This is a genomic window from Mesorhizobium sp. ORM8.1 (assembly GCF_053005525.2).
Window position 1 is genome coordinate 744,737 of the sequence record NZ_CM132600.1, and the last position, 16,410, is coordinate 761,146.

Annotated in this window: 20 protein-coding genes and 1 pseudogene; 7 read left to right on the forward strand and 14 right to left on the reverse strand. The window is 63.3% G+C overall.

Features of this window, described 5'->3' with window-relative positions; translation table 11 throughout:
• Positions 1-2 precede the first annotated feature (2 nt).
• The gene (locus ACVDG8_RS03855; protein ID WP_447253510.1) at positions 3-1,205 is read right to left on the reverse strand and encodes a diaminopropionate ammonia-lyase; all 1,203 of its coding nucleotides are present in this window, start codon (positions 1,203-1,205) and stop codon (positions 3-5) included.
• A 95-nt stretch (positions 1,206-1,300) separates the two neighbouring features.
• On the opposite strand from ACVDG8_RS03855, the gene ACVDG8_RS03860 reads away from it, so the two are divergent.
• The 3 genes from ACVDG8_RS03860 (at position 1,301) to ACVDG8_RS03870 (ending at position 2,517) form a co-directional block, all read left to right on the forward strand.
• Positions 1,301-1,792, forward strand: coding sequence for an Lrp/AsnC family transcriptional regulator (locus ACVDG8_RS03860; protein WP_447253511.1), 492 nt, complete (start codon positions 1,301-1,303; stop codon positions 1,790-1,792).
• Between the two features lie 90 nt (positions 1,793-1,882).
• Positions 1,883-2,164, forward strand: a complete 282-nt coding sequence (locus ACVDG8_RS03865) for a type II toxin-antitoxin system RelE/ParE family toxin (RefSeq protein WP_447253512.1) — start codon at positions 1,883-1,885, stop codon at positions 2,162-2,164.
• Between the two features lie 53 nt (positions 2,165-2,217).
• Positions 2,218-2,517: a HigA family addiction module antitoxin gene (locus tag ACVDG8_RS03870; protein ID WP_447253513.1), complete on the forward strand. Its 300-nt coding sequence runs from the start codon at positions 2,218-2,220 to the stop codon at positions 2,515-2,517.
• Here ACVDG8_RS03870 and ACVDG8_RS03875 read toward each other — a convergent pair.
• From ACVDG8_RS03875 to ACVDG8_RS03895, 5 genes are read right to left on the reverse strand one after another with little or no spacing between them, the layout of a single operon-like run.
• On the reverse strand, positions 2,514-3,494 hold the full coding sequence (locus tag ACVDG8_RS03875; protein WP_447253514.1) for a branched-chain amino acid ABC transporter permease: 981 nt from the start codon (positions 3,492-3,494) through the stop codon (positions 2,514-2,516). The genes ACVDG8_RS03870 and ACVDG8_RS03875 overlap by 4 nt on opposite strands.
• A gap of 1 nt (position 3,495) precedes the next feature.
• The gene (locus ACVDG8_RS03880) at positions 3,496-4,383 is read right to left on the reverse strand and encodes a branched-chain amino acid ABC transporter permease (protein ID WP_447253515.1); all 888 of its coding nucleotides are present in this window, start codon (positions 4,381-4,383) and stop codon (positions 3,496-3,498) included.
• A gap of 7 nt (positions 4,384-4,390) precedes the next feature.
• Entirely contained in the window at positions 4,391-5,095 is a 705-nt protein-coding gene (locus ACVDG8_RS03885; protein ID WP_447257219.1) for an ABC transporter ATP-binding protein, read from the reverse strand.
• Positions 5,088-5,870, reverse strand: a complete 783-nt coding sequence (locus tag ACVDG8_RS03890; RefSeq protein ID WP_447253516.1) for an ABC transporter ATP-binding protein — start codon at positions 5,868-5,870, stop codon at positions 5,088-5,090. Before ACVDG8_RS03890 ends, ACVDG8_RS03885 begins: the two co-directional genes overlap by 8 nt.
• Positions 5,871-5,914: 44 nt before the next feature.
• On the reverse strand, positions 5,915-7,123 hold the full coding sequence (locus ACVDG8_RS03895; RefSeq protein WP_447253517.1) for an ABC transporter substrate-binding protein: 1,209 nt from the start codon (positions 7,121-7,123) through the stop codon (positions 5,915-5,917).
• 345 nt (positions 7,124-7,468) lie between these two features.
• Here ACVDG8_RS03895 and ACVDG8_RS03900 point away from each other — a divergent pair, with 345 nt between their 5' ends.
• Positions 7,469-8,137, forward strand: a complete 669-nt coding sequence (locus ACVDG8_RS03900) for a GntR family transcriptional regulator (RefSeq protein ID WP_447257220.1) — start codon at positions 7,469-7,471, stop codon at positions 8,135-8,137.
• A gap of 33 nt (positions 8,138-8,170) precedes the next feature.
• On the opposite strand, the gene ACVDG8_RS03905 is transcribed toward ACVDG8_RS03900, so the two are convergent.
• The 3 genes from ACVDG8_RS03905 to ACVDG8_RS03915 form a co-directional block, all read right to left on the reverse strand.
• Positions 8,171-9,232: a GSU2403 family nucleotidyltransferase fold protein gene (locus ACVDG8_RS03905; protein ID WP_447253518.1), complete on the reverse strand. Its 1,062-nt coding sequence runs from the start codon at positions 9,230-9,232 to the stop codon at positions 8,171-8,173.
• A 78-nt stretch (positions 9,233-9,310) separates the two neighbouring features.
• Positions 9,311-9,445, reverse strand: coding sequence for a hypothetical protein (locus ACVDG8_RS03910; RefSeq protein ID WP_447253519.1), 135 nt, complete (start codon positions 9,443-9,445; stop codon positions 9,311-9,313).
• Positions 9,446-9,477: 32 nt separating this feature from the next.
• On the reverse strand, positions 9,478-10,185 hold the full coding sequence (locus ACVDG8_RS03915; RefSeq protein ID WP_447253520.1) for an SDR family oxidoreductase: 708 nt from the start codon (positions 10,183-10,185) through the stop codon (positions 9,478-9,480).
• Between the two features lie 294 nt (positions 10,186-10,479).
• Between ACVDG8_RS03915 and ACVDG8_RS03920 the strand changes: the two genes are divergently transcribed.
• Complete coding sequence (locus ACVDG8_RS03920; protein WP_447253521.1) at positions 10,480-10,815, forward strand: hypothetical protein; 336 nt, start codon at positions 10,480-10,482, stop codon at positions 10,813-10,815.
• A gap of 220 nt (positions 10,816-11,035) precedes the next feature.
• Here the strand turns inward: ACVDG8_RS03920 and ACVDG8_RS03925 are convergent, their stop codons facing one another.
• Entirely contained in the window at positions 11,036-11,632 is a 597-nt protein-coding gene (locus tag ACVDG8_RS03925; protein ID WP_447253522.1) for a YdeI/OmpD-associated family protein, read from the reverse strand.
• A 173-nt stretch (positions 11,633-11,805) separates the two neighbouring features.
• On the opposite strand from ACVDG8_RS03925, the gene ACVDG8_RS03930 reads away from it, so the two are divergent.
• Complete coding sequence (locus ACVDG8_RS03930) at positions 11,806-12,150, forward strand: VOC family protein (protein WP_447253523.1); 345 nt, start codon at positions 11,806-11,808, stop codon at positions 12,148-12,150.
• A gap of 34 nt (positions 12,151-12,184) precedes the next feature.
• Here ACVDG8_RS03930 and ACVDG8_RS03935 read toward each other — a convergent pair whose 3' ends face one another.
• The 3 genes from ACVDG8_RS03935 to ACVDG8_RS03945 all read right to left on the reverse strand — a co-directional run bounded on the left by ACVDG8_RS03935 (position 12,185) and on the right by ACVDG8_RS03945 (position 14,465).
• Positions 12,185-12,907 (reverse strand): amino acid ABC transporter ATP-binding protein, encoded by a 723-nt coding sequence (locus ACVDG8_RS03935; RefSeq protein ID WP_447253524.1) that lies wholly within the window; start codon positions 12,905-12,907, stop codon positions 12,185-12,187.
• A complete protein-coding gene (locus ACVDG8_RS03940) occupies positions 12,894-13,562 on the reverse strand; it encodes an amino acid ABC transporter permease (RefSeq protein WP_447253525.1) in 669 nt (222 codons plus the stop codon). The genes ACVDG8_RS03935 and ACVDG8_RS03940 overlap by 14 nt, the downstream gene beginning before the upstream one ends.
• Positions 13,563-13,652: 90 nt before the next feature.
• Complete coding sequence (locus ACVDG8_RS03945) at positions 13,653-14,465, reverse strand: basic amino acid ABC transporter substrate-binding protein (protein ID WP_447253526.1); 813 nt, start codon at positions 14,463-14,465, stop codon at positions 13,653-13,655.
• A 322-nt stretch (positions 14,466-14,787) separates the two neighbouring features.
• Between ACVDG8_RS03945 and ACVDG8_RS03950 the strand changes: the two are divergent.
• A pseudogene (locus ACVDG8_RS03950) lies at positions 14,788-15,514 on the forward strand (SDR family oxidoreductase).
• Here the strand turns inward: ACVDG8_RS03950 and ACVDG8_RS03955 are convergent.
• Positions 15,465-16,406 (reverse strand): LysR family transcriptional regulator, encoded by a 942-nt coding sequence (locus tag ACVDG8_RS03955; RefSeq protein ID WP_447253528.1) that lies wholly within the window; start codon positions 16,404-16,406, stop codon positions 15,465-15,467. The pseudogene ACVDG8_RS03950 and the gene ACVDG8_RS03955 sit on opposite strands and share 50 nt — an antisense overlap.
• Between the last annotated feature and the right edge of the window lie 4 nt (positions 16,407-16,410).

Below are 16,410 nucleotides of genomic sequence, written 5' to 3' on the forward strand. Positions count from 1 at the left end.
GCTCACGCCGGCTGCCTTGCCCGCTCAACCTCGCCCGGCGCCATCCCGACCAGTTCGGCGTAACGGCCGGGGTCGGTCGCGCCTTCGGAGTTGATGATGAGCACGCGGGATTGGGCGTCGAGACCTAGCGCGGCGCGCATGCCGATGTCGCCGGTGGCGCGGATCAACCCGGCAAGCCCCGCCCCGCCGCTCTCGCCGGCAACGATCGCCGGATCGTTGCCCTTGGGCCGCGCCAGCCGGTTCATCACCGCGACCGCGTCGACCTCCTCCACCGTCATGAAGGCGTCGCCGACGCGCGAAAGCACCCGCCAGGCAACCAGCGACGGCTCATAACATTCAAGCATGGCCATGACGGTCGGCTGGTCATGCGGGATCTTTACCGGACGCCCCGCCTCGGCCGTGGCGTAGACGCAGGCCGCCCGCGCCGGCTCGACGACGACGACTTTTGGCCGCCGCTCGCCGAGCAGGATGGCCAGATGGCCGGCAATCGCCGCGGCGAAACCGCCGACGCCGGCCTGCAGGAAAACATGGGTGGGCGGCACCGGCAGATGCCGCAACGCCTCGCGCACGATCACCGTGTAGCCCTGCATGACCAGGCCCGGAATGCGCTCATAGCCCCGCCAGGAGGTGTCGGAGACCACCGTCCAGCCGCGCTCGGCGGCGATGCGGGCGGCCTCGCGCACGGAATGATCGTAGCCGCCTTCGACCCGCACCATCTCGGCGCCGTAACGGGCGATCGCCGCGACGCGCTCGCCGCTGACGCCGGCATGGACGAACACCACCGAGTGCGCGCCGACGAGGCCGGCGCCCTGCGCCACGGAGCGGCCGTGATTGCCGTCGGTGGCGCAACAGAAGGTCATCTGCGCAGCGATCGCCCGCACCTTCGCATCGCCGATCTCGCCGACATCGAGCTTGCGGCCGAACCGCTTGCCGGCCTCCTCCAGCACCAGCCGGATGACGGCATAGGCGCCGCCCAGCGCCTTGAAACTGCCGAGGCCGAGACGCTTGCCTTCGTCCTTGACGTGAAGTGCTGCAATGCCGAGTTCGGCCGCGAGCGCCGGCAGCGGATGCAGTGGCGTCTCGGCGTGGTTGTCGCGCGCCCGCAAGAAACGCTCGGCCTCCTCGGCGCCGGCGATGCCGAGCGCGGAAGCGTCGGCCGCGGCCAGCAACTGCCTGTATTCGGGACGTCGATTGAGCAGGATCATGGTTTCCTCCCGTTTCGTGTCCCGGAAATCTATTGCAGAGCGCCTGAGAAATGCGCTCTGTTTCGGCCAGCTGATTGCAAGTTTGTTTCGTCTGGATGTCGCCGATGCCCGTTCCGCCAAATCTCGACGCCTTCGACCGCGCCATCCTCGCCATCCTGCAGAAGGACAACACCACGCCACAGCGGGTGATCGGCGAAAAGGTGAACCTGTCGGCGCCGGCGGTGCAGCGTCGCATCCGGCGGATGGAAGAGACCGGCGTCATCCGCGCCAATGTCGCGTTGGTCGACCCGGCCAAAGTCGGCCACCCGATCACCATCTTCGTCGAGGTCGAGGTGGAGAGCGAGCGCGCCGAGCTGATCGACGCTGCCAAGCGCGGCTTTGCCGAAGTGCCCGAGGTGCAGCAATGCTACTACGTCACCGGCGAGGCCGATTTCATCCTCGTCGTCACCGTGGCGACGATGGCCGACTACGAGGCGCTGACACGGCGGCTGTTCTTCGAAAACAACAACGTCAAAAGGTTCCGCACGTTCGTGGCGATGGATCGGGTGAAGATGGGACTGGAGGTGCCGGTGGACGGGCCAGCGTAGCGTTCGGAAGGAGTGCTGCGTATCATATCGCGATACTTTTTGTTGACGCAAAGCGACGTATCATGATAAGATACGAACCCTGGAAGTCAGATGATCCGGTCGTTCAAGGACAAGACAACCGAAGCGGTTTCGACAGGCAAGGCTCCGAAAGGGTTTCCGGCGGACCTCGTCCGTGTCGCTCAGCGGAAATTGTTCATGCTCGATAACGCGACCGAACTGACCGACCTCAAGGTGCCGCCGGGGAACCGGCTTGAAGCTCTGAAAAGGGATCGCGCCGGCCAACATTCGATCCGGATCAACGACCAGTTCCGAGTCTGCTTTCGTTGGGTGGATGGCGGAGCCGAGGATGTGGAAATCACCGACTATCATTAGGCGGACAGACCATTCAGCCGAGCCAGTGCGCTCTTCCCGATGGGAGTGAAAAAATGATCAAACTCGATGTTCCAATTCATCCAGGCGAGATACTGAGGACGGAATTTCTTAAGCCCCTCGATCTGAAGCCCTACACGCTGGCCAAGAAGCTCCATGTGCCGCGCACGCGTATCGAGCGCCTTGCCAATGAGACCACACCGGTTACGCCGGACACGGCTTTGCGTCTTGCGAAGTTCTTCGGCACGACACCGCAGTTCTGGATGAACATGCAGGCCAGTTACGATCTGGCTGTCGAGGGTGCGTCGCTACAGGAAGAGCTTAAGGAGATCAAACGATATGAAGCGGCCGCCTAAGGATTGCCGCCGCCTCGCGCTCGCCCCAGCCACCTTGCGTAAACCTCGCCCACAATGCCGCGCCTAAAGATCAGCACGCAGACCATGAAGATCAGGCCGGTGGCGATCGTCACCGGGAAGCCGGAGGTGGCAAGCGTGTTCTCAAGGCCGACGACGAGGCCGGCGCCGACCACCGGGCCGGCCATGGTGCCGATGCCGCCGAGCAGCGTCATCAGGATCACCTCGCCCGACATCTGCCATGTGACGTCAGTGAGCGTGGCGAACTGGAAGACGATCGCCTTGGTGGCGCCAGCAAGGCCGGCAAGGGCGGCCGACATGACGAAGGCGGCGAGCTTGTAGCGGCCGACCGAATAGCCCAGCGAAATGGCGCGGTTCTCGTTCTCGCTGATCGAGCGCAGGATCATGCCGAAGGGCGAGTTGACGATGCGCCAGATGGCGAAGACGCCGATCAGGAAGACCGCCAGCACGAAGAAATACATGTTCATGGTGACATTGAGATCGACGAACCCGAAGAGCTTTCCACGCGCAACGCCCTGGATGCCGTCCTCGCCCTCGGTGAAGGGCGCCTGGACGCAGAAGAAATAGAACATCTGCGCCAGCGCCAGTGTGATCATCGAGAAATAGATGCCTTGCCTGCGGATGGCGAGGAAGCCCATGACGAGGCCGAGGCCCGCCGCACCGACGGTGCCAAGCAGGATGCCGGCCTCCGGCGGCCAGCCCCAGGCCTTCACGGCATAGGCGCAGAAATAGGCGGCGCCTCCGAAGAAGGCGGCGTGACCGAAGGAGAGCAGGCCGGTGTAGCCGAGCAGAAGGTTGAAAGCGCAGGCGAAGAGCGCGAAGCACAGCATCTTCATGATGAAGATCGGATAGATGACGAAGGGCGCGGCGATCAGCGCCGCGACGGCCAGCGCCACCAGCGCCCGTTCCAGCCGGAGCGAGGCAGCGGCGCGTTCTTCGTGAAGGGTCGCCTCGCTCATCTCACGCGTCCCTTCCGAACAGGCCGGCGGGCCGGAGCAAAAGCACGATCGCCATGATGACGAAGACGACCAGGTTCGAGGCCTCCGGATAGAATACCTTGGTCAGGCCTTCGGCGAGGCCAAGCATATATCCGGTGATGATGGCGCCGAGAATGGAGCCCATGCCGCCGACCACGACGACGGCAAAGACCACGATGATCAAGTCCGAACCCATCAGCGGGCTGACCTGGTAGACGGGCGCGGCGAGGATGCCGGCCAATCCTGCAAGAGCGGCGCCGAGACCGTAGGTGAGCGTCAAGAGCAGCGGCACGTTGACGCCGAAGGCCTGCACCAGCTCGGGATTCTCGGTCGCGGCGCGCAGGTAGGAGCCGAGCCTGGTCTTCTCGATCAGCAGCCAGGTGCCGATGCAGACGATGAGCGAGGCGACCACCACCCAGCCGCGATAATTGGGCAGGAACATGAAGCCGAGATTGGTGCCGCCGGCAAGCAGCGCCGGCACGGCATAGGGATTGCCGGAGACGCCGAAGAAGTAGCGGAACACGCCTTCGATGACCAAGGCGAGACCGAAGGTGAAGAGCAGGCCGTAGAGCGGGTCGAGGCGGTAGAGCCTGGACAACGCCAGACGCTCGACCACCATGCCGAACAGGCCGACGGCCAAAGGCACGATGATCAGCGCCGGCCAGTAGCCGATGCCGAGATGGACAAGCAGCAGATAGCCGATGAAGGCGCCAAGCATATAGAGCGCGCCATGAGCAAAGTTGATGATGCGCAACAGGCCGAAGATGACGGCGAGCCCCAGGCTGAGCATGGCGTAGAAGGAGCCGTTGATCAGGCCGACCAGCAATTGGCCGAGAAGCGCCTGGATGGGGATGCCGAAGATCATGGTCATGGCGCCATCATACCCCCAGCACCTCGTGCAGTTTGTCGGTGTGCGCGGAAAGCTGCCCGACCGCAAAGCCTTCCACCACCTTGCCGTGGTCCATCAGGTAGAAGCGGTCGGCGATGCGGGCGGCGAAGCGGAAATTCTGCTCGACCAGAAGGATGGTCATGCCGCGCTTTTTCAATGTCGCCAGCAACTCGCCGATGCGCTGGACGATGACCGGCGCCAACCCTTCCGTCGGCTCGTCGAGCAAAAGCATCTCGACGCCGGTGCGCAGGATGCGCGCAATCGCCAGCATCTGCTGCTCGCCGCCCGACAGTTTCGTGCCCTGGCTGTTGCGCCGCTCCTTGAGGTTGGGAAAGAGCTCGAAGATTTCGTCCACGCTCATGCCGCCCTTGGCGACGATAGGCGGCAGGATCAGGTTCTCGTCGACGGTCAGCGTGGCGAAGATGCCGCGTTCCTCCGGCACGAAGCCGATGCCCTGATGGGCGACGCGGTGCAGCGGCAGGCGCATCAAATCCTTGCCGTTGAAGGTGACGCTGCCGGTCCGCTTGCGGATCAGCCCCATGACGGCGCGCAAGGTGGTCGTCTTGCCGACGCCGTTGCGGCCAAGCAGCGTGACGGTCTCGCCGCGAAATATGTCGAGGTCGACGCCGTGCAGCGCATGGCCCTCGCCATACCAGGCATGCAGGTCGCGCACGGCAAGCAGCGGCTCACTCATGCCCGGTCCCTTCATGCCCGGTTTCCTCAGGCTCGGTGCCCATGTAAGCGACGCGCACGCGCTCGTCCTTGCTCACCGTTGCATAGTCGCCGGCGGCGAGCACCTGGCCGCGCTGCACGACGGTGATCCAGTCGCAGAGATCGGCGACGACGGTGAGGTTGTGCTCGACCATCAGCACGGCGCGGTCCTTGGCCAGCGACCGGATGATGCCGGAGATCATGCCGACATCCTCATGGCCCATGCCCGCCATCGGCTCGTCGAGCAACAGCACCTTCGGGTCGAGCGCCAGCGTGGTGGCGATCTCCAGCACGCGCTTCCTGCCGTAGGACAGATCGCCGGCGAGCCCGTGTGCGGCGTCTTCGAGGCCAACGATGGCGAGCAACTCGCGCGCTCGGGGCGTCAGTTGGTCGAGCGCCGACACCGGGCGCCAGAACTGGTGGCCCAGCCCACCCGGGCGCTGCAGAGCGACGCGCACATTGTCGAGCACGGAGAGATGCGGAAAGATCGCCGAGATCTGGAACGAGCGCACGAGCCCCATGCGCGCCACCCTTGCTGGCGGCGCGCGAGTGATGTCGGTGCCGAGCAATTCGATCCTGCCGGCGGTCGGCTGCAGGAACTTCGTCAGGAGGTTGAAGATGGTGGTCTTGCCGGCGCCGTTCGGGCCGATCAGCGCATGGATTTTTGCGTGATGGACGTCGAGGTCGACATCCTTCACGGCGACAAAGCCGGCGAAGTCGCGCCTCAGGCCGCGGGCGGAAAGCACCACCCGCGGCATCTGTTCGCTACCGTCCCGGCGGACGGCCGTCGCTGCCGCTAGCGTCACTTGCTGACGAGCGGACAGCCGCTTTCCTCGGCCTTCAGGAACGCTTTGTCGCCCGGAATGGTCGCCAGATAGGTGTAGTAGTCCCAGTCCTTCTTCGACTCTTCCGGCTTCTTGACCTGGTAGAGATACATGTCGTGCACCATCGAACCGTCGGCCTGGACCTTGCCATTGGCGCTGAAGACATCGTTGACCGGCATCTCATGCAGTTGTTTGGCCACCGCCTCGGTCTCGTCGGTGCCGGCCTTGTCGACGGCCTTCAGATATTGCAGCACCGCCGAATAGGTGCCGGCCTGGATCATGTTGGGCATGCGGTTGGTGCGCTTGAAGAAACGCTCGGCGAATTTGCGGCTCTCGTCGTCGCGGTCCCAGTAATAGCCTTCGGTCAGCACCACGCCTTGCGCCGCCTGCAGCCCGAGGCCGTGCACTTCGGCGAGCGTGAACAGAAGTGCGGCCAGCCGCTGGCCGCCGGCGACGATGCCGAACTCGGCAGCCTGCTTGATGGCGTTGGAGGTGTCGAGGCCTGCATTGGCCAGGCCGACGACCTTGGCGCCTGAGGACTGCGCCTGCAACAGGAAGGAGGAATAGTCGGTCGATCCCAGCGGATAGCGCACTTCACCCAGCACCTTGCCGCCGCTCGCCTCGACGAGCTTGGCGGTCTGCTCCTTCAGCGAATAGCCGAAGGCATAGTCGACGGTGATGAAATACCAGCTGTCGCCGCCCTGCTGGACCAACGCGCCGCCGGTGCCGACCGCCTGGGAATGCGTGTCATAAGCCCAGTGGAAGCCATAGGGCGAGCACTGCTTGCCGGTGAGATCGGTAGCGGCCGCGCCGGTGACGATGTCGATCTTCTTCTTGTCCTTGGAAATGCCCTGGACGGCCAGCGCCACGGACGAGGTGGTGAGCTCCATGATCGCGTCGACCTGCTCGGTGTCGTACCACTGGCGCGCGATGTTGGAGGCGATGTCGGGCTTGTTCTGGTGGTCGGCGTTGACGATCTCGATCGGTGCGCCCTGCACCTTGCCGCCAAAATCCTCGACCGCCATCTTGGCGGCCTCGACCGACCATTTGCCGCCGAAATCGGCATAGACGCCGGACTGGTCGTTGAGGATGCCGATCTTGACCTTGCCGTCGGAGATTTCGCCGGCCGCCGCCGGCACCGTGCTTGCCGCGAGCAGGGCGGCGGAAATGAGATAGGATGCTTTCACTGGTGGTTCCTCCCTTGTGGCCGACCACGCCAAACGCGGCCGCCTCGCGATGGTTTCAACAGTTGTGTCCGTTGCCTGAGAATGCGGGCCTGCGCGCCCCGCTTCTTGTTCCTCCTCCGCGCACGCACGCGCCGCCCTTCGTGTGGACGCAACCAGACCCTAGCATCAGCCCCGTGAACGCAGAATGCTATTTTCGTAGCATGTTGCGATGTTCGATCGCGATAGCGTTTCCTTGAATCGCCATCACGATCTAACTCTTTGTCGGAGCATGATCTTTCTCCGAAAACCGGTTCCCACTTTTCGGGATCATGCTTTAGAATGACCGACGCAAGCGAGGACGACGGGATGCTCACCACGACCGATTATGGCGGCAAGGAAGCCGATGTCGTGCGGGCGCTGGAGGAAGACATCATCTTCGGCCGCCTGGCGCCCGGTAGGCGGCTGGTCGAGGACGTGCTGCTCGCCCGCTTTCCCGTCTCGCGCCACTCGATCCGCCAGGCGCTCTACCAGCTCGAAAAGCTCGGCGTCGTCACCCGCGAGCGCAACAAGGGCGCGATGGTGAGAAGGCTTTCGCCCGAGGAGGTCAGGCAGATCTACGAGGTGCGCGAGCTTCTGCAGCGGCAAGCGGCGCTGATGATCCCGCTACCGGCGAGCGAGGCGCTGATCGAGGTGCTGACGGAAATCCATCGGCTCTACAGCGTCCATGTCGACGCGCATTATCTGCGTGGCATCCACGAGGCCAATGACCGCTTCCACCTGACCATGTTCTCGGCCTGCGGCAACGACTACCTGGTGTCGTCGATCGAGCAATATATGCGGCTCAGCCTGCCGGTGCGCGCCAATTCGCTGGCCGATCCCGAGCAATTGGATGTGTCGCGCCAACACCACGAAATCATGATCGAGGCGCTGAAGCGCCGCGACAATTGGGTGCTGGCGCAGCTTTGCGTCGACCATCTGCAGCCAAGCAAGAAGTTCTATCTCGATGAGATCGAGAAGAATGGCGAGGCGGCTTGAGGGAAGCACTTCGGGCTGGACGATGCGCGATAACTACCAGTCGGGTTCGATTGGAGAATCTTCCGAGAAGCCTTGCGCCACCGACGGCGAAAGCGTCTTTTCCGCAGCGTCGCGCAATGCCGCCGGAAGCCCTCTGAGGCGCTCGCTATCGAGCGGGAGGTTGAGATAGCCGGTGGCGATGCGGGCGGCCACTTGCGCCTGCTCGCGATCGCGCGCCGCTTTGACCGCGGACCGATCTGGCCGCTGCGCCAGCCACGCCTTGTGAAGCGCGAACACGCGAGGGTCGATCGTCGGAATCTTCACGGGATAGCCACGCTCGTCGATCGCGATCGCCTCTGTCTTCGGCGCGTTTATCAGCCATTGCAGTCCGTCAATCGGCGCGCCTTCCATGTCATCCGCGATTGAAGTGATCGCCGTCGGCGACTTGTCCTTAAGGACGTTCTTCACCTGCGGCCGGATGAGGTCGACCAGATAGCCGTCCCGGTTCGTTGCTCTGAAGGCTCTTGGCTGAAGTGGTCTGAAGGATTTGTCCACTTTCTGCAGGATGCCTATCAGGCCCGACTGCGTTATCTTCTCCTGCGTTACGAAGCTGATGCGCCGACGGGAATCGAAGAGCAGATCGATATCTCCGGTTGCAACGAGGCCACTGGAAATCTGGACCCCTGCCAGTGCCTCGTAGGCGAACAAGGAATTCGTGCCAACGACCAACAGCTGCGAGCCAAGCAGATTTGTCTCGGCGCAGCGCCTCAGGATGCGCGCGGCGATGACCGGCACCCTCCCCAGCCCCATGGCCACATTGACCTTGGCCAAACTGTTCAGCCGGTCGGACAAGCCGGCCAGCAGATCCTTGTTACGTTGCCTACCGTCGGAGAAAGCGGCAAACGCCTTTTCGGTTTCCCGAGTTCTTGGACCGAGCGAGGTTTCGGCCTGCCTTACCTTGCGCAACAGATAGTCGGCACCGTTGCGCTCCACCCAGCGCATGCTGCCAACGAAACGTCTCAAACGCTCATCCTCGGCACTCAGCCAGGCCTCGTAGACCTGCTGCGTGTCGATGAACTGGCGCCTTTGCTCGCCCGTCAAATCTCTCAGAGCCAATTTTCCACTCTTCAGTCAATTTCCTGACAATGTAGTGGAAAAATATTCTACTGCAATACGTTACCTCATTTTTTCCACTCATACGATGACCATCGGTCTCGGTAGTGGAAAACTGCATAAAAACAACGCTGAAAGCCACCCGTGTCCAGCCTCGGCCCAAAGCCGGCCGACCGTGCCGCCGATCATGCCCGCTCCCAGGATGCCGATCTTCATTGTCGCCTCCCTTGCATTCGTTGAACGGCCGCTCACCAGGGCAGCTTCTTGCCGTCGCGGAAAAAGCCGCCTGTCGGGCCGTCGTCCGGCAAGGTCGCCGCCCAGACGATGCCGGCCGCCCCTTGCGCGACGGGGCGGCCGCCCGGACCACCCATGTCGGTCGCGACCCAGCCCGGGCAGATCGAGTTGACCAGCACGCCGGCGCCGCGCAGCTCGCCGGCCAGGATACGGGTCAGCGCGTTGAGCGTCGCCTTGCTGGTCGAATAGGCCGGCGCGCCGGCGCCCATCGACGCGAGCGAGCCGCCCTCGGACGAGACATTGACCAGCCGGCCATGACCGGAGGCGCTGAGCAGCGGCGCGAAGGCAGCAGCTATGCGCCAGGCGCCGAAGACATTGGTCTCGAACGCCTCGCGGATCACAGTCCAGTCGGGCCTCAGCGCCCGCGAGCCAGGGTCGTAATGGATGGCGGCGTTGTTGACCAAAACGTCGAGCCGGCCAAAACGGCGCTCGACCCCAGCCGCCGCGCGGGCCGCCGCATCGGGCGCGGCGATGTCGAGCTCGATAGCCTCGACCTTGCCGCCGAGCCGCTTCGCCGCCGCCTCGCCCTTGGCGAGGTCGCGCACGCCGAGGAGCACGGTGAAGCCGAGCGCGGCGAGCTGGCGACCCGTCTCCAGGCCGATGCCGCGATTGCCGCCGGTGACAAGCGCCACCTTGCCGGAATTGTCCTTGTCGGTGGTCATTGCGCGGGTTCCTTCGGTTCCTCGTGTCGACAGCAAGATGGCATCGATCGCAGTGATTGATTAGGGCATGGCGTTCGCACGCATTGCGCGATGCAGCTCATGAATGATGGCGATCTCGAACCGGCGCCACCTCTCGCATTCCGTAGAGGTACGGGGCATGCCAGACACAATCCGGAAACAAGATTCAACGGTTGGGAAAAACTCGCGAAAAGAGCGCCTGTCATAAGCGGTACCGGAGCAGCCGAAAATGCGGCGCGCGACAGAGACATCGATCTTAAACAAGGAATCCCGATTATGAAAAAGACCCTTCTTTCCGCACTCGGCCTTGCCGTCGCGCTCGCTTTCGCGGTGCCGGCGCTCGGCACCACCGAAGCCAACGCTGCCGCGACGACCGCCGCGACCACGACGACCACCACGACCGCTGCTCCGGCCGCGACCACCGAGACTGCGAAGCCGGCCGCCAAGGTCGAGCACAAGAAGCATCACGCCAAGAAGCATCACCGTCATCACGCCAAGAAGCATCATCACGGCAAGAAGCACTCGAAGCATCATGCCAAGAAGCATCACGTGAAGAAGCATCACGTGCGCAAGCACCACGTGAAGAAGCATGCCGCGAAGAAGGCCGCCTAAGGCGTAGCCTCTGCGCGGTTCCGTGGCTTCCTGGAGTTGCGAACACTCTTCATGACCGGATGATCCCGGACCGCCTGCAAGGGATTCAGGATCATCGCTTCCCGAAAACGCCGCCCTCCCTTCCGGGCGGCGTTTTTGTGTCATCTTCGAAGGGGCATTATCTTTTCCGAAAACCGGCAACGCTTTTCGCTAACGCGGTCCTTCGGTTCGGGATCATGCCCTATTTCTTCTGCGGATGGATCGTTTCGCCGCGCGCCAGCATGGCGACAAGGTCGGCGATCTTCTTCTTTCGGCCCGCCTCGGTCTTCATGTTGTGGGTGCGGAAGGCGAGCGAGAAGCGGTTCTGGGCGGTCAGCGTTTCCAGCATCGCCCTGGCCTTCGGCTCGGCATCGATCGCCGCCTGCAGGTCTGGCGGAATGGTCATCTGCTTCGATCCGCCATAGGCGCGGTCCCAGCGGCCGTCGGCCTTGGCCGCCTCGACCTGACGCAGGCCATGCTCGGTCATCCGGCCCTCCTCGACCAGGCGGGCGACATTGTCGATGTTGATCTTGCTCCAGATGCTCTTTTTGCCGCGCGGCGTGTAGCGCTGCAGGAAGCTTTTGTCGTCGAGCGACTTGCGCACCGCGTCGATCCAGCCGAAGCACAGCACGACGTCGATCGCCTCCTTCGGCGTGATCGAGGCCAGGCCCGAGCCGACCTTGTGGACCTTGATCCAGACCTCACTTTCGCTGGCATGATTGTCGCCGAGCCAAGCATAGAAGCTTTGAGCGTCGGGGAACTCCCGCACCTTGTCCGGGTCAACCTTGATCGGCGCCATCTTCACCTCACTTGTTCGCGAGCAGTCTGGACGATTCCGTCGCGCTTGTAGCCCTCCCTGATGCCAGTTTCTGTCAGCAGGCGGCCGCAGGCTATCGGGAAGTCCTCTCCGGCCGGAACGCGCCGGGTGGCGCCGCGTTCCTGATGCAGAGCAACCGATCCGAGGAGGCCCCAATGGCCATCGAAACGATCTTCGCCCATGTCAGCTGTTCCAATCTCGAAGCCAGCACGCAATGGTACGAGAAACTGTTCGGCAAGGCGCCCGCCCGCCGGCCGATGGCCGGGCTGGTCGAATGGCAGTTCACCGATAGCGCCGAAGTGCAGCTCTTCGAGGACAAGGACAAAGCCGGCAAAAGCACGCTGACCATCGGCGTGCTGCCTCTGGAGCCCGAGCGCAAACGCCTGGCCGATGCCGGCCTTGAGCCAGGACCGGTCGAGGACACGAAGGACTTTTACATCACGCGCATACGGGATCCCGACGACAATCTCGTCGTCCTCGCCAGCGCCAGACTGAACTAAGGTCTCGCCGAGCCTCAGGCGGCCAGGACAAAAGCTAGAGGATTTTCGCGAGAAAACTCTTCGTGCGGTCCCGTTGCGGATCCGAGAAAAGCGCCTTCGGCGCGCCTTCCTCGACGATCATGCCGTCATCCATGAAGATCACCCGATGCCCGACCTCGCGGGCAAAACCCATCTCATGGGTGACGACCACCATCGTCATGCCCTCGATGGCGAGCGTCTTCATGACCTGCAGCACCTCGCCCACCATTTCGGGATCGAGCGCGGAGGTCGGCTCGTCGAAAAGCATGACGTCCGGTCCCATCGCCAGTGAGCGGGCGATGGCGACGCGTTGCTGCTGGCCGCCGGAAAGCTCATCGGGGTAGTTCGCTTCCTTGCCGACCAGGCCGACCTTGGCCAGCAACTCGCGCGCCACCCTGTTGGCCTCCTCGGTCGCGATCTTCTTGACCTTGCGCGGCCCGATCGTGACATTCTCCAGAATGGTCAGGTGCTTGAACAGGTTGAACTGCTGAAACACCATGCCGACATGCTGGCGCAGCTTGTGAATATTCGTCTTCGGATCGGTTAAAATCATGCCGGCGATCTCGATCTCGCCGCTGGTGGCTGCCTCCAGCCCGTTCAGGCAACGCAGAAATGTGCTCTTGCCGCTGCCTGAAGGACCGATGACGACGACGACCTCCTTCTCCTCCACATGCGTGCTGATCCCCTTGAGGATCTCGTTGTGGCCGAAGGACTTGTGCAGGTCCTTAACGTTTATCAACTTGAAGCCTCCTCTCCAGGTAGGACGAAAACTTCGACAGAGAGAAGATGAGGACGAAGTAGAGGGCGGCGATCATCCCCCAGATGGCGAAGGACGCAAAGGTCTGCGCAATGACGATCTGGCCCTTGTAGACGAGCTCGACGATGCCGACCGGCGCCAGCAGCGAGGTGTCCTTGATGGTCTGGGCCGCCTGGTTAACCAGCGGCGGGATCATGCGCTTGAACGCCTGCGGCAGCACGATGTAGCGCATCGTCTGGAAGCCGTTCATGGCGATGCTCTGCGCGGCCTCCTTCTGCCCGCGATCGACGCCGAGAATGCCGGCGCGGACGATCTCGGTGACGTAGGCGCCTTCATTCAGGCTGAGCGTGAAGGCGGCGGCGACGATGGGATATGTCAGCTGTCCGAACCATCGGTTGACGGGCAGGATGGCGGGCAAGCCAAGCACGATGAAGAAGAGTTGCACCAACAGCGGCGTGGACCGGAAAATCTCGACATAGGCGGTGGCGATCCAGCGCAACGCTGCAACCTTCGACAGGCGCATCAGCGCGGCGATCAGGCCGATGACCACCATCAATATGATGGCGACGATCGAATACTGGATGGTCAACCGCAGGCCGTCGAGGAGGACGGGTAGGTTTTGCCGGATTGGGTCCATGAACCGTGCCCTGGGTTAGCCTTCCCGGCCGTCTTCGCAAGACTGGCGGGAAAGCTGATGGATCAGCTGCGCAAATGATCAGAGCCAGACTCAGCCCGAGATCGCCACGGCGTCCGGCTTCTGCACGTCCTTGACAACGCCGCTGGTATCGCCGCCAAAATATTTCTCGAACAGTTTCTGGTATTCGCCGTTCTGCTTGATCTTGGCGAGGCCGTCATTGATCTTCTCGACCAGCTCCGGCTTCTGCTTGCTGATGGCGATGCCGTAATATTCGCCGGTCAGCAGCGAGCCAACGGTCTGGACATTGTCATGGGCGGCCTTGAAGTTGACGTTGACCGGGTTGTCGAAGATGACGGCATCCGCCCCGCCGGTCTCGAGCGCCTGATAGGCGGCATCGATGCTCTGGAACTGTTTGATATAGTCCTGCTCGATTCCGTGGCCGGTCAGATAGTCGACGGACGACGTTGCCTTCTTGGTCGCGACCACATGGTCCTTGAGGTCGTCGAAGCTCTTGATTTCGGAGTCCTTCTTCACCAGCACCGAAAGGCCGGATTTATAATAGGCGTCGCTGAACTCGACGTTCTGCATGCGGCTCTTCTTGATGGTTATTCCGGCGACCGCGGCGTCGATCGAGCCGGCCTGCAAACTGGGAATGATGCCGTCGAACGGCAGCGTTTTCAGGCTGACCGTCATGTTCTCGGCCTTGGCGATCGCATTGATCATATCGATGTCGAAACCCGTGACTTGCCCATTCGTTTCGGTCTCGAAGGGTGGGAAGGTCGTGTCAGCGCCGACCACGATGGTTGTCGCGCTTTGCGCGGCCGCAATGGACGTTTGGCCGAGCGAAAAAGCAAAGACGGAAGCCAGCGACGTTGCCAGCACGATGAGCGATTTTTTGTTCACGGGATATCTCCTTTCGACGGCCATTCATCGCCCTGAACGAGCCGACGATGAGGGCGCAACGCACCAACCCAAAACCCCGTATCGAGCATCTGGATCGGCCATCGCCCAAGTCAAGGCTGCCGCAGCCGCGGTTTCTCGGGAGGGAATTGAAGCCCGCGGATTTGACGGGTAGCCAGGTCTCTCGACCGGTTGTGCCAGGTCCAGAAGCACAAGCTGGCGATCCTTCGGCTCCGCAATCGGAGCCGCCGATGGTGCTATCGGTTTCTTCCGTTTCCGCTGACGGCTGCGAACCGCCACATCAGCGTCCATGCACAGGAAAGGCATGGATATGGACAAGGCAAAAATACTCATCGTCGGCGGCAGCTCGGGCATGGGGCTGGCGCTGGCCAGGCGCTGTCTGGATGAAGGCGCTCGTGTCATCATCGCGGGGCGCGACGAGGCAAAACTGACCGCCGCGCGTGATGAACTCGGCCACCCGAGCGGGCTCGAAACGGCGGTGGTCGACATCAGCCGCGAGGATGAGGTCGCGGCGCTGTTTGCCCACATCGGGCCGCTCGACCATATCGTCAGTACGGCGGCCGATATCGAGGGCGCTTACCGGCTGCTGCCGGAGATCGAGCTTTCGGCCGCGCGGCGTGGTGGAAAGCAAGTTGTACGGGCCGCTGTTGCTCGCCAAGCATGGCGCACCGATGCTCCCGGCCACCGGCTCGCTGACCTTCGTCTCCGGCATTGCCGCCTACCGGCCGGCGGCGCGCGGCGCGGTGGTTGCGGCAGTCAATGCGGCGCTGGAAGGACTGGTGCGGGCTTTGGCCGTCGAACTGGCGCCGATCCGCGTCAACGCTGTATCACCGGGCTGGGTCGATACGCCGATCTGGGAGTTCGTCGCCGGCGACAAGAAGGACGACATGCTTGCCGCCATGGCCAAGCGCCTGCCGGTCGGTCGGGTCGGGCGGCCGCAGGACATTGCCGACGCGCTGCGCTTCCTGATCGGCAATGGTTTTACGACGGGAGAGACGCTGCATGTCGAGGGCGGCCACCGGCTGGTGTGACGGCGACGAAATCCTCGCCGATCTCGCTAAGCAACAGTTTTAGCGCCGGCGGCTGCACACGCCGGCGCCGCCAGATCATGATTAGGTCCGCCGCGCGGACCGGCCCAGGCCAGTTAAGCTCGGCCACCTCGCCACGATCGATCGCGGTGGCGACCGCCAGCCGCGGCACGAGGCCAAAGCCGGCGCCGGCCGCCACCAACCCGGCAATCGCGTCGATGCTGCCGGCCTCCGCGGCAAGGCTGGGCTTGCCGAGGCCGGCCTCGGCGAACGCCTTGTCGACCATGGCGCGATAGACGCAGCCCGTCTCGGTGGCGACGAAATGCTTTTCGGCCAGCGTCGCCAGATCGATCTCGGCGCGATTCTCGCCGGGCGGCGCGATCAGCGCCAGCGGTTCGGCCGAAACGACGCGCCTGGCAAAGCGCCTGTCCATCTCATCCGCGCCGGAGCGGTCGAAGCAGAAGGCAACGTCAATCTCGCCCTCGCTGAGACGGCGCAGCAACTCGCCGCTGCCGGCGATCTTGAGCTTGATGTCGATATCGGGATGAGCAGCGCGAAACGCGGCCAGCCAGCCGGCGAGCCGTGCGGCCGCGATCGTCTCCAGCGCGCCGATCGACAATTGGCCGGAGGTCCGCCCGGACGCCGCATCGATGGCGCCGCGCGCCTCGTCGGCGAGCGCCAGCAATTCCTCGGCATAAGGTTTCAGCGCCGCGCCCGCCGGTGTCAGTTCCAGGCCCTGCCGCGAGCGGGTGAAGAGATCGGCGCCGAACTCGGCTTCGAGCGCCTGGATCTGATCGCTGACGCTCGACTGCGCGAGATTGACCTCGGCCGCGGCGCGCGTGACGTTGCCGGTGCGCGCGACCGCGAGGAAAGTCTTCAGCAGCCGAGGATGCATCCGG

Coding starts and splice junctions, on each gene's coding strand:
- ACVDG8_RS03900 (WP_447257220.1), top strand. CDS start 7,469: ATGCTCACCACGACCGATTATGGCGGCAAGGAAGCCGATGTCGTGCGG.
- ACVDG8_RS03855 (WP_447253510.1), bottom strand. CDS start 1,205: ATGATCCTGCTCAATCGACGTCCCGAATACAGGCAGTTGCTGGCCGCG.
- ACVDG8_RS03955 (WP_447253528.1), bottom strand. CDS start 16,406: ATGCATCCTCGGCTGCTGAAGACTTTCCTCGCGGTCGCGCGCACCGGC.
- ACVDG8_RS03880 (WP_447253515.1), bottom strand. CDS start 4,383: ATGACCATGATCTTCGGCATCCCCATCCAGGCGCTTCTCGGCCAATTG.
- ACVDG8_RS03885 (WP_447257219.1), bottom strand. CDS start 5,095: ATGAGTGAGCCGCTGCTTGCCGTGCGCGACCTGCATGCCTGGTATGGC.
- ACVDG8_RS03890 (WP_447253516.1), bottom strand. CDS start 5,870: ATGCCGCGGGTGGTGCTTTCCGCCCGCGGCCTGAGGCGCGACTTCGCC.
- ACVDG8_RS03860 (WP_447253511.1), top strand. CDS start 1,301: ATGTCGCCGATGCCCGTTCCGCCAAATCTCGACGCCTTCGACCGCGCC.
- ACVDG8_RS03925 (WP_447253522.1), bottom strand. CDS start 11,632: ATGGCGCCGATCAAGGTTGACCCGGACAAGGTGCGGGAGTTCCCCGAC.
- ACVDG8_RS03870 (WP_447253513.1), top strand. CDS start 2,218: ATGATCAAACTCGATGTTCCAATTCATCCAGGCGAGATACTGAGGACG.
- ACVDG8_RS03875 (WP_447253514.1), bottom strand. CDS start 3,494: ATGAGCGAGGCGACCCTTCACGAAGAACGCGCCGCTGCCTCGCTCCGG.
- ACVDG8_RS03910 (WP_447253519.1), bottom strand. CDS start 9,445: ATGAAGATCGGCATCCTGGGAGCGGGCATGATCGGCGGCACGGTCGGC.
- ACVDG8_RS03865 (WP_447253512.1), top strand. CDS start 1,883: ATGATCCGGTCGTTCAAGGACAAGACAACCGAAGCGGTTTCGACAGGC.
- ACVDG8_RS03915 (WP_447253520.1), bottom strand. CDS start 10,185: ATGACCACCGACAAGGACAATTCCGGCAAGGTGGCGCTTGTCACCGGC.
- ACVDG8_RS03930 (WP_447253523.1), top strand. CDS start 11,806: ATGGCCATCGAAACGATCTTCGCCCATGTCAGCTGTTCCAATCTCGAA.
- ACVDG8_RS03920 (WP_447253521.1), top strand. CDS start 10,480: ATGAAAAAGACCCTTCTTTCCGCACTCGGCCTTGCCGTCGCGCTCGCT.
- ACVDG8_RS03940 (WP_447253525.1), bottom strand. CDS start 13,562: ATGGACCCAATCCGGCAAAACCTACCCGTCCTCCTCGACGGCCTGCGG.